Annotated in this window: 12 protein-coding genes; 9 read left to right on the top strand and 3 right to left on the bottom strand. The window is 57.5% G+C overall.

Features of this window, described 5'->3' with window-relative positions:
* Positions 1-90: 90 nt before the first annotated feature.
* On the bottom strand, positions 91-453 hold the full coding sequence (locus tag AAFM46_RS15885; protein ID WP_283530093.1) for a DUF5997 family protein: 363 nt from the start codon (positions 451-453) through the stop codon (positions 91-93).
* Between the two features lie 90 nt (positions 454-543).
* Between AAFM46_RS15885 and AAFM46_RS15880 the strand changes: the two genes are divergently transcribed.
* Positions 544-1347 carry a substrate-binding domain-containing protein gene (locus AAFM46_RS15880; RefSeq protein WP_343318769.1) on the top strand — a complete coding sequence of 268 codons (804 nt, stop codon included), beginning with the start codon at positions 544-546 and terminating at the stop codon, positions 1345-1347.
* Between the two features lie 145 nt (positions 1348-1492).
* Here the strand turns inward: AAFM46_RS15880 and AAFM46_RS15875 are convergent, their stop codons facing one another.
* Positions 1493-1762 (bottom strand): hypothetical protein, encoded by a 270-nt coding sequence (locus AAFM46_RS15875; protein ID WP_283528933.1) that lies wholly within the window; start codon positions 1760-1762, stop codon positions 1493-1495.
* Between the two features lie 272 nt (positions 1763-2034).
* Between AAFM46_RS15875 and AAFM46_RS15870 the strand changes: the two genes are divergently transcribed.
* From AAFM46_RS15870 to AAFM46_RS15855, 4 genes are all read left to right on the top strand, one after another.
* Complete coding sequence (locus AAFM46_RS15870) at positions 2035-3078, top strand: proline racemase family protein (RefSeq protein WP_343318767.1); 1044 nt, start codon at positions 2035-2037, stop codon at positions 3076-3078.
* 307 nt (positions 3079-3385) lie between these two features.
* Positions 3386-4456 (top strand): histidine kinase, encoded by a 1071-nt coding sequence (locus tag AAFM46_RS15865; protein WP_343318766.1) that lies wholly within the window; start codon positions 3386-3388, stop codon positions 4454-4456.
* 363 nt (positions 4457-4819) lie between these two features.
* A complete protein-coding gene (locus AAFM46_RS15860; protein ID WP_343318765.1) occupies positions 4820-5488 on the top strand; it encodes a response regulator transcription factor in 669 nt (222 codons plus the stop codon).
* Between the two features lie 157 nt (positions 5489-5645).
* Complete coding sequence (locus tag AAFM46_RS15855; protein ID WP_343318764.1) at positions 5646-5843, top strand: hypothetical protein; 198 nt, start codon at positions 5646-5648, stop codon at positions 5841-5843.
* Positions 5844-6016: 173 nt separating this feature from the next.
* Here the strand turns inward: AAFM46_RS15855 and AAFM46_RS15850 are convergent, their stop codons facing one another.
* Positions 6017-7120 (bottom strand): (p)ppGpp synthetase, encoded by a 1104-nt coding sequence (locus AAFM46_RS15850; RefSeq protein WP_343318762.1) that lies wholly within the window; start codon positions 7118-7120, stop codon positions 6017-6019.
* A gap of 122 nt (positions 7121-7242) precedes the next feature.
* Here AAFM46_RS15850 and AAFM46_RS15845 point away from each other — a divergent pair, with 122 nt between their 5' ends.
* The 4 genes from AAFM46_RS15845 to AAFM46_RS15830 are packed head-to-tail and all read left to right on the top strand — an operon-like array spanning position 7243 to position 10986.
* Positions 7243-8181 (top strand): carbohydrate kinase, encoded by a 939-nt coding sequence (locus tag AAFM46_RS15845; RefSeq protein ID WP_343318760.1) that lies wholly within the window; start codon positions 7243-7245, stop codon positions 8179-8181.
* A 33-nt stretch (positions 8182-8214) separates the two neighbouring features.
* Positions 8215-9024, top strand: a complete 810-nt coding sequence (locus tag AAFM46_RS15840; RefSeq protein WP_343320480.1) for an HAD family hydrolase — start codon at positions 8215-8217, stop codon at positions 9022-9024.
* Positions 9025-9045: 21 nt separating this feature from the next.
* Positions 9046-9831, top strand: coding sequence for a glycerophosphodiester phosphodiesterase (locus tag AAFM46_RS15835; protein WP_343318758.1), 786 nt, complete (start codon positions 9046-9048; stop codon positions 9829-9831).
* A 39-nt stretch (positions 9832-9870) separates the two neighbouring features.
* On the top strand, positions 9871-10986 hold the full coding sequence (locus tag AAFM46_RS15830) for a glycerate kinase (protein ID WP_283528950.1): 1116 nt from the start codon (positions 9871-9873) through the stop codon (positions 10984-10986).
* Positions 10987-11073: the final 87 nt, after the last annotated feature.

The following is an 11073-nucleotide window of genomic DNA, read 5'->3' as shown; positions in this document are numbered from 1 at the left end:
TTTGCGGTTTAGGCCACCCGTGGCAGGGTGGCCTAAACCGCAAACGGTGGCTTTTTTCACTTCACGGGGCTGGAGATGCCCTTTTAGACGCTAGCTCTTGGGCCGACGAGCCGTTTCCCGCTCTTTCGCCAGCTTGGCCTCGGCACGAGCCTTGGCGTGGACGGCACGCTCCTCAACCAGCCACGCAGGGGGAGCCTGCAATAGCGCGGTGATATCCGCCGTCGTCAGTGCCTCGGAAATATTCGAACGGTTAAGACCGCCAACGGAGATGTTTAGTTTCTGGGCAATGACCGGACGCGGGTGGGGTCCGTTGCGGCGCAGTTCTTCCAGCCAAGCGGGAGGCTCCTCCTGCAAAACCTTGAATTCTTCCCGGCTGATTGCGTTCTCTTGGAATTTCGCTGGTGCTGCGGGCAGGTGGATGCCCAGCTTCTTGGCTGCCGTGGCGGATTTCATGGCCTGGGGTGAAGGTTCAATGCTCATGCACTAAGCGTACCGGTGGCCAGAGAGTAGTTTTAGAGGAAAGCGGTAGGTTAGGGTAAACAGGTGCCTGAATTCCGCGAACTTACAGTGACCTTTGTCCCGGGTGTGACCCCTGGAAAGTGGATCCACCGCTGGCAGGAGCGTATGCCGGACGTGCCTTTAGTTTCGCACCCTGTGCCGGAAACGCGCCAGTTAGATTCCGTGCGGGCCGGCGAGGTCGACATGGCTTTTGTGCGGCTGCCCGTGGATAAGACGGGGCTGCACGTGATCCCGCTGTACAGCGAACTCTCGGTTGTCGTTGCCCCCAAGGATCACCCCATTGCCGCCTTCGACGAGCTTGATGTTGCGGATCTGGCGGATGAATATCTGCTTGCCGACCCCGATGACTTCCCACAATGGCGTGATATTTCTAGCGAAATTGCGGCAGGTACCCGCAAACCGCTGCCTCCCATGGCCGGGATTGAGGAAGCACTGGATCTGGTGGAGGCTGGCCTGGGTATTCTCATCCTGCCAATGTCCGTGGGCAGGCACTACAGCCGGAAAACCTTGCGTTCGCGACTGCTGCACGGTGTGCCAGAAACGAGCATTGGGCTGGCCTGGATAGACAACCCTGTCCCGTTGTCTGCAGACGATGAGGCAGTGATCCAAGAGTTTATTGGTGTGGTGCGCGGGCGTAGTGCCAATAGCTCGCGCCAGCCCTCCGTTCAGGCGAAGCAGGATGCCGCGCCTAAAAAGGGTGCCAAAGTCGCAAAAAGTTCGACGCCGGCCCGCACCGGCGCGGCCAAGGGCAAGTCCAGTGGGGCGAACCTGCGCGGCGGCGGTCGGCCTGGCGGTAAGGCTCGCGCGCAAAAGCGCGGCCGACGCTAGCGCTTCTTCGCAGCTTTCGCGCGTCGGTGTAGCTTGCGCAGCGAACCGGCACTAGCTGGCAAATAGCGTTAAACCAAAGCGCTGGCTCCCGCCCAATGGGCGGAAACCAGCGCTTTGGTTCTTGCTGTGCTTCTGTGAGCTGTGCTTACTTGGAAGCGTCGAGCTGCTGCTGCTTCTGCTTGTTCACAATGACCTTGACGTCGCCGAGGTCGCTGATGACGCGGGCAAGTGACTTCTTGGACGTGGGCCACTGGGTGCCCTTGAAGCGGGTGGCGTCGGGGCCTTCCCACTGAACGGACTGTGCCTTGCTGTCCAGGGTAGACATGACCTGAGTGATCTGGTCAATGGCGGTGCCGAGCTTTGAGGCCAAATCGGCCATGTCCTGGGGATCGTTACCAATCATTCCAGCTGCCATGATGCACTTCCTTCACTAAAAATTTGCGGTATTACCGCTGTGGTTTCACTGCGACCGGAGAGTTCCTGCCGAGCGATTACTTAGAATCTATCCCGACTTGGCCACAGCCGTCGATGGGGTGCGCTACCCATGCAGCGCTACCCATCCGGCACCGGCCTACGCAGCGGTGTCCAGGACTGGACATTGACAGGGCAAATACACCGTGCCATATTGACGGCAATGGCCTAGGACCCGCCCACGCCAGAGTTTGTCAGCTCAAAGGAGAGACGACTGTGAAAGCGGCATTGTGGGAAATTGAAACATTTGACTATCACACAGCAGGTGAGCCGTTCAGGATTGTCCCGGCCCTGCCTTTCGACATTTCTGGAAGTACCGCGCTGGAACGGCGCGAAAATGCCATTGCAGGGGATGCCGATAAAATTCGGAAGCTCCTTGTCAACGAGCCTCGCGGGCATGCCGATATGTATGGTGGTTTTGTGGTGCCGCCCAATGATTCCGGGGCCCATTTTGGCGCCATATTCTGGCACCGCGAGGGTTTCTCCACTGTCTGCGGACACGGCACCATGGCGTTGGGAACGTGGGCTGTGCGCAGTGGACTTGTCAGGGCCCCGGACGACGGCGAGACGGACGTTGTGATTGATATTCCTTCGGGTCGCGTCACGGCGCGGGTGACGATGGGAGGTGGCAAAGTCAGGGAAGTGGCATTTCACAATGTGCCCTCCTACGTTGTGGCGCGAGACATTAAGGTGAAAACCGCGGACTTTGGGTTGTTGCGTGTTGATTTGGCATGGAGTGGAGCTCTGTACGCCTCGGTTCCTGCCGCTGCTGCGGGTCTTGAGGTCACGCCGTCGAACTTGGCGAAGGTGGTTTCCGCCGGGCACCAAGTGGCGGGCGCACTAGCGGGGCACCCGGCAGCGCAGCACCCGGGGAACACCCAACTGGAAGGTATTTTTGGCACGATCTTCCACGAGCCCGTCAAAGAATCCGGGTCCGGACTTGCGCAACGCAATGTGAGCGTTTTTGCTGATGGGCAAGTGGACAGGTCGCCCAGTGGGTCAGGAACTGCCGCCCGGGTGGCGTTGCTGAGCGATTCTGGGCAACTGGCGGACGGGGACGTGCTGGAAAACTATTCAATTATTGACACTCGATTCACCGCCCGAGTTGTTGACAGGGTTACTGGCAGCATGGGCGAGAAGTTGGGCGGCTCAAGTGAGAGTGTAGTGGTTGAAGTCAGTGGCCGGTCCTTCCCTGTTGGCGAAGGTAAATTCACTTTGGACGCTGACGATGAGCTGGGATTGGGGTTTGTACTGCGGTGATGTGCCGCGCGGACAGCGCAATACGGTATGAAACGGTACATTATGCGAAAAAACTGGGACGATTGGTCAATGAACACATCCAGTTTCACCATTCAGGGGCTTCCTGCATGCCTTTGTCAGCTCGCGGATGCCTTAGTTTCATTGAAGGGCCGGTTCTGAGTTGCGCCTAATACCGGAGAAGGTCCGGGGTAGTTCGAACTATGCCGGGGTGCTGAAAGTTGGCAGTTCACCGATTCCGGCGTGGGTATCTTTCCTTGTCGCAGTTCTAGTCACTGTTTCGGCTGTTGATGATACGCGCCTGTTCATCATGAAAGCGCAGACTGGACAATTTCCCTGGTGGGCGCTGGCCGGCACTGCCAGCTACTGGGCTGTATGGATGACAATCGCGTTCTGGCCTCGCCTGACAGCTATAGCTTTTGTGGTGATGCTGGCAGCCATGTACCCAAGCACGCAGCCGGGCGGTGCACTTATTTTGGCGTTTGGGGCGCTTGCCGTTGCCGCATACCGAGTCTCCACCCGAAGTTTGGCAGTTATAGTTGGTTTTTTTCTAGCGTGGCAGATTATTTGGATATTTGGTGTCTCAGAGCTGAGCGTGGCGGCACTTTGGGCCTATTTATTCGCCACGTTGCTGCTCATAACACCAGGATTAGCGGTAAAACTCTTGAGAGAGAAGGCCCTCCGGGTTGAACGCGCTCAAAAGGAAGCAGAGGAAAAAGCCGCTCAGGCGGCCCTTGAACAGCGCATGGAATTGGCGCGTGAATTGCATGACGTTGTTACTCATGGGCTGACAATGATTGCGGTGCAGGCAAACCTTGGCACGATTTCTAAAGAGGAGAGTGACCGCGCGCATGCCTTGACCGAAATTGGTGGGATGGCGCGGAACTCACTTGATGACCTGCGCAGGCTTCTCCAGACAATGCGCGCCGATGAGGTTCCCCAGGGCGTACCTGGAACGGACTCTGATGTTTCGCCCAACCCGGCCTGTATAGATTTGGCACAGAGCATTGCCGATGCGCAGAAGATGCTCAATGGACTTAGTGTCCCCACACGTGTCACAACATCCGGAGACTTGGAGCGGACTCCCAATGGGTTGCGATCCACTGTCCTGCGGGTGTTGCAGGAAAGCGCTACTAATGCCGTCAAGCATGCCGGTGGGGGCAGCGAATGTGATATCTCCGTGGACGTAAAAGAAGAATGTATTGAGTTGAGCGTGCAAAACCGGATGACTCCTGGTAAGCCGGGCCTGCCGGTCTCCGGCACTGGTCTGGCTGGGCTGCGAGAACGGGCTTCGCGATTGGGCGGCACACTTGAGGCCGGGCCTATTAATGGGTGGTGGCGTGTGCACGTCGTGTTGCCCTTCGCCGGCCGCCCGATGTGACTATTTGACCAGTCTCTCTCTTCTAGTGCCCGATTCCCTCGTCCCTTTGGCCAGACTTGACGAGAGAGCATTGAATGCAGGCTTCTCCTTGCATAGCGTAATAACGTACGCGGGGCTGATGACAGCACAATTTCTTAAAGATGTTGCCGACTCCCCGCCTAATAGAAGGAGAAGGCCATGAATGAACTGCGCTTGCTTGGAGCTGCCCGCCCGGGACAACAGGGTGCGTCAAAGCCGGGAGGAATTTGGCCAGCCGGTTCTTTTCCCACAACGCCGACTCGCTGAGAGTTGCTGGTACCTATGGCCACTACTATGGCCACTACTATGGCCATCACCGCGAATCTAGGTACGTAGACTGTGACCATGACTTTGAATGCGGTAACAACTAAATCAATTGACGTGGTCATCGTGGACGACGAAAAATTCGTCCGAGGCGCATTGCGCACTTATCTTTCCCAAGCAACTGACGTATCGGTGGTAGCCGAAGGCGAGAACGGCGCACAGGCCGTCCGGTTGGCCCACGAACACCACCCTGACGTCATGCTCATTGACATTCAAATGCCTGTCATGGACGGCATTGCGGCAATTCGACGAATAGTGGCCGAACTGCCAGAGGTACGCATACTTGTTGTGACGGGCCACATTTCCGATGTGTACCTCAAATCCGCCCTCATTGCCGGGGCCAGCGGTTACGTAGTCAAGGATGCCAAGCCCGAGCGCATCGTGGCAGCGGTCAGAGAAGTTCATGCGGGCGAGTGCCCGATTGACCCAGGGGTCACGCACCTCCTCGTTGCCGACGTTCGCAAGAGCCTTCCCGCCACCAGGCAGCGAAGCGCCATTGAACTCTCAGAGAGAGAAGAAGACGTATTAAAGCTGCTGTGCGAGGGGCAAAGCAACAGTGAGATCGCCTCCGCCCTGCACCTTTCGGAATCAACGGTGAAATATCACTTGGTCCGTTTGGGGCGGAAATTCTCGGCTCGTGACAGGTTGCAGATTGTTATCACAGCGCTTCGAACAGGGGTCATCGCTTAGGATTTATTGGATCGAAAAGTTCCAAACCCGGCCAAAGACTGTCCAAAAAGACAGGGGTTTATAAGGTTCTTGATGTCCTTTTGGCGCACGCGTGGCCCTAAGCTGGGGAGCAGCCATGTCATGGTGATTCGCATCATTGATCTTGAAAGGTTTCCTCATGAAAAACCCCATTGCCTCCGTCGGCGTAGCCGCAGTTCTTGCCGCTGGCCTGATCCTTGCCCCGGGGCTGTCACCTGCCCAGGCCAGTCCCATTAATGCCAGTAATATAAATATTTCAATGAAACCTGGCAATGTAGCCACTACTTACGGCATGTGGTTTGTTCCATGCAACGTCTTTGGCTTTCGTATGTGCTAAAACTCCCCAAAACAGCTAACCGTCAACGATTTTAACGTTGCTGCAGTTGGCGCACTTTATGCATCAAAAGAGAGTCGCCTGTGCACTATCAGGAGAAATCCTGATAGTGCACAGGCGACTCTCTTCATTGCCAAACTACTGATTGCCAAGCTTCTGATTGCCCAGCCAGTCCGCTAGAACCCTTGGGCTTTGCGATAACGCTGCATTTGCTGATGACGGCGAATTAGGCTGTCTCGGCGTGGGGTCGCCTCGGATGAAGGGTCTTCGGCAGTGAGATCAATATGGCTTTCACCGAATTGCCACAGGAGCAGGTCATCCAGGAGCCTGTCAGGACCGGGGGAGTACCTGTGGTCCAGGGCTTTGCGCACATTAGAGATAATTTCGGGCTGCAGAAGTGCTGCAAGGTCCACTGTTTTACCTAGTCCGTGGGCCGCCACGAGTTCTGCAGACCAGCCCCAGTCGTCGTCGGACTTCCTATCAACGTGAGGCAGCAGGGTCTGCCACACAGCCTTGATCCTGTTCGGCGTCAGTGAGATATTGCCTTCACCCTCGGTGTCCCAGTAACTTGTGACAGTTTCATACCTGTCGTGGAGCTCAGAAAACGCCGACTCAACTGTCTCAAGCATGGCCGCGGTGGCCGTGAACTGCCTGTCAAAGTACGGGCTCCACGCCCGCGGATCCTGGGACTTGAAACGTATGTCGTGCTCAATTTCACTCCAGGCATGAGCAAAGATAGTCCTGATCTGGCACTCAAAAAAGTAGCTGCCATTGGCCTTGGTGCCGGGGTCAAGCTGTTCCTGATAGGCCCGCACCACATCGTTTTGGATGGTGCGTAGGATCAAGTGGCGGCTGGAATAACCATAAGTGCCGGACTCAATGGAGCCAATGTCCTTCTCCGTGTCGCCCCGGCAATCAAAAATGCTTCTTTTGCGTTTAATCAGGTTTGCGGCCAGAGCGTTTTCGCCAGGCAGAGTGGTAATGACCCGGACACCCACCATGTCAGTGAGGTTACGCAGCGGCTCAGGGAATTGCAGGGCAGGGGCGGCATCCGGCTCGGACACCATCCGGGACGCTTTTTCCCTGAAAGAATCAATGCTCTTGGTGCGGCTGGTAACAAAAAGTGGCTTATCTTCGGCCTCGCTGAGAACGTCCCTGACAAGGGATTCCATTTCAGCGGTGACTCGCTGCAAAGCCGGCAACGTCCGTTCAAAGTCAGCCACCGAAGCAGCGACAGCCGGGCGCAGTGATTCATCGAGGCGTTCCCAGTTACTACTCATACATTGAGCCTAAGCTCCCGAGCTGGCCCCAGGCGAGCAGCATCGCCGACTATCACACAAATATTCGGATAACGCACGGGTTCGGACGGCTGTTTCAATCGCACGGGCAATAGGCTAGTGCCATGTTGACAGTTATTGGTGAAGCCTTAGTTGATGAAGTGGTACATATTGGCAAGGATCCACAGCCGCATGTGGGCGGCAGCCCCATGAACGTGGCCGTCGGGTTGGCCCGCCTGGGACACCCCGTTCAGTTCCTTGGTAGGTTCGGCCGTGATGCTTATGGGGATATGGTTGCTGGCCATCTTCGAGCCAATGACGTCATGGTGCCCATAGCCCCTGATGACCAGCCAACCTCCGTGGCCCGGGCGGTCTTGGATGCGGACGGCGCCGCAACGTATGAGTTCGCGCTTGACTGGTCCCTGCCGGAGATGGGTGGGGCTGAGGGGCAACCCAACTTTATGATGACCGGGACAACCCTGCTCCACACCGGCTCCATCGCCACCATGCTGGCACCGGGCGCCGAGCAGGTCCTGGCCGCAGTCATGGGTTCACACCCTCACGCCACCATCTCCTACGATCCCAATTGCCGCCCCAGTATCATCAGCGACGTTGACTATGCCCGGGAGCAGGCGGAGAAATTTGTTTCTCTGGCAGATGTCATCAAAGCCTCCGATGAGGACCTCGCATGGCTTTATCCTGGCGTTGACCCCAAGGAATCGGCCCGCAACTGGCTTGCTCTGGGCGGTACTGAAGGTCCCGCCGTCGTGGTTCTAACCCAGGGCGGTGATGGCCCATGGGCGGTGTGTGCGGACGGTGAGAGTGCATGTGCGGTACCTCTGGTGAAGGTTGTGGACACAGTCGGGGCAGGAGACTCCTTCATGGCGGCCCTCTTGTCAGCACTTGTTGACAGGGAGCTGGACGGGGCTCAGCGGCGCCCCGATCTGCGTGCCATAGGAACCGCAACTTTGACGGAAGTGATCAATTACGCGGCCCGAGCCGCCGCCATGACCGTGTCCCGGGCTGGAGCCAACCCACCTAACCGTGCGGAAATGCGTACGTGAGCCGCACGTGAGGGAAGTTGGATAGCCTTGAGTATGCGTTTAATTGCCAGTGACATTGACGGAACTATTTTGGGCCACGACGGAAAGATCAGTAACCGCACCGTGGAGGCCTTCTTGGCTGCGGCCGAAGCGGGTATTGACATTGTGTTTGTGACGGGCCGGCCGCCGCGCTGGCTGGATCCTATCCGTGAACAGATTGGGCACACGGGCACTGTTATTTGCTCCAATGGTGCTGTGACGTATGATCTTGGCACCGAAAAAGTCCTTGATTCCCATGTGCTTACCTGGGACACGGTGGAGATGGTCCGCAACATCGTCATTGAATTGGCTGCCAAACCCTACTTTGCCCTGGAGTCTTTGGCCGGTTTGCATATTGAAGAAGGGTTTTATGGCACACGCGCCCCTGCCAGTCGTGCCGATTTCATGTCCCAGGTTCTCACCCCCGACATGGCGGATAGCGGGATCGTGAAGATGCTTGCGGTTCTGCACACTGGCAACGCGGATGAATTCATGGAGCTCGTGACCCCGAGGGTGGGCTCGCTGCTTGCAGTGACCCACTCAGCTCCCGAGATGGCCCTGCTTGAAATGGGTCCACTAGGAGTGAACAAGGCCGTCACACTGGCCCAATATGCTGGCGCCCGTGGGATTGCGGCCGCTGACGTGGTGGCATTTGGTGACATGCCAAACGACGTTGAAATGCTGGGTTGGGCCGGTGCTGGCTATGCGATGGCCAGTGGTCACCCCCAAGCGCTCGCAGCTGCAGCGCTGCGTGCACCTCGTTTTGAGGCCGACGGCGTGGCCCAAGTTATCGAGTCCCGCCTGGCTGCGCTGCGCCTGGCCTGATTGACCAAGGCATAATCGAAAATGAAGACAACCCGCAATTCAGTAAAGCCTTTTCTGGATTCAGCACAGCCACTTGCTATTGCACACCGTGGCTTTTCTTTGGACGGCCTGGAAAATTCGTTGACTGCGTTTCAAGCAGCGCTGGGACTGGGCTACGAATACCTCGAAACTGACATTAACACCACCTCTGACGGGGTTGGGGTGGTGTTCCACGATGCAACCCTTGACCGCACCACGGATCTGGCCGGCACCATTGCACAGTTGCCGCACTCGGTGGTGAGAAGTGCCCGGATTGGCGGCAGGGAGCCGATTGCCACGCTCGAAGAATTCATTACCGCGTTGCCAAACGCAAGGTTTAACGTGGATGTGAAGGATGCTGGTTCCGTGGAACCCCTCGTTGCGGCGATTGAAACCTACGGCCTGCATGAGCGCGTTTGTATTGCCTCCTTCTCAGACAAGCGCCGCCGTCAAGTGCTTGCGCGGCTGAGCCGTCCGGTGGCAAGTTCGGCGGGAATGAAACTACTTCTGACGTACTACCTTTTGACCCCGTTGTTGCCAAGGGTGCTCACCCGTTTCATCATGCGTGAGGTCGATGTGCTGCAGATTCCCAGGACCTACAGGGGGCTAAACCTTGCCAGCAGGGCAAAGGTGCGCCGGGCGCACCGGATGGGTCTGAAGGTCCATGTCTGGACTATTGATGATCCGGCACAAATGCATGAACTCTTTGAGCTTGGGGTGGATGGCATCATGACGGATAGAGCAGACCTGCTCGCCGAGGTTATGCGCCAGCGAGGTTACTGGAGGTAATCATTGAGCCATGTCGGTGAGCGGTGGCAGGATAGAGGCATGCGAATCCTCATTGCCCCCGACAAGTTCAAGGGGACCCTCACCGGCCCGGAAGCGGCCGCGGCCATGGCTGAAGGTGCTCTGCGGGTTTACCCTGACGCGGTGGTGACTGCCCTTCCCATCGCCGACGGCGGGGAAGGTACCGTTGAGGCTGCTGTCGCAGCCGGCTTTTCGGAACGCTTAAACACTGTGATTGGCCCCATTCTCAAACCCGTGGCTGCTGTGTGGGGCTTTCAGGAGAAGACCGCTGTGGCCGTCATTGAAACTGCTCAGGCCAGCGGCTACCTGCTCAGTGAGCCCACTGTTGAAAATTCCCTGCGGGCGCACTCCTACGGTTCCGGTCAGCTGGTTGCCGCCGCGCTGGAAGCTGGGGCCACGGAAATTATTATTGGCTTGGGCGGTTCTGCCATGACGGATGCCGGAACCGGAGCCCTGCGCGCCCTAGGGCTTAAATTATTGGATGCGCACGGAAATCTAGTTCCCCTAGGCGGCGGTCCGCTGGTGGACGTGGTGGCAGTGGATGCTTCGGGACTTGATCCGAGACTGGCAGGGGTTAAAGTGCGGATGGCAGTAGATGTGGATAATCCGCTGTACGGACTCCAGGGTGCTGCGCATGTATTTGGCCCACAAAAGGGAGCCGACGCGGACGCCGTCGAACATCTCGATGCTGGTTTACGCAACCTAGCATCGGTGGTCAGGGAATCCACTGGCACCAACATCAATATCTCCGGCGCCGGTGCAGCCGGTGGCTTCCCCTCCATGTTTGTGGCCTATGCCAATGCCACAGTGGAACGCGGCTTTGACTTGGTTGCAGCCCTGATCGACCTGGAAACAGCCCTTGAAAGCGCCGATCTTGTCATTACCGGAGAAGGCTCCCTTGATGCACAGTCGCTTTCCGGGAAGGGACCGCTTGGAGTGGCCGATGCCGCCCATGCCAGGGGGATTCCGGTGGTGGTTGTGGCTGGCAGAATCACTGTGAGCCCCGCGCAATTGGCCGAGCATGGAGTTGTGGCTGCCGTCAGTGCAACGGATGTGGCGGGCTCGCCCGAGGCGGCCCTTTCGGATGCGGCACGGTACACCACGATCGCCACCTCAGAGGCGCTTAACGGTATCTGAAACTCCCGGTTGAGGTTGGAGATGATGACACCCCATGGTCCTGAACTGCTCCCCGAAAGTTGGACTGAATAATTCAGTACCTTACTT

The sequence above is a fragment of the Arthrobacter sp. TMP15 genome, from assembly GCF_039529835.1.
GTDB lineage: Bacteria > Actinomycetota > Actinomycetes > Actinomycetales > Micrococcaceae > Specibacter.
Note: the sequence above shows the minus strand (reverse complement) of the source record. Positions and strands in the feature narration are given on the sequence as shown.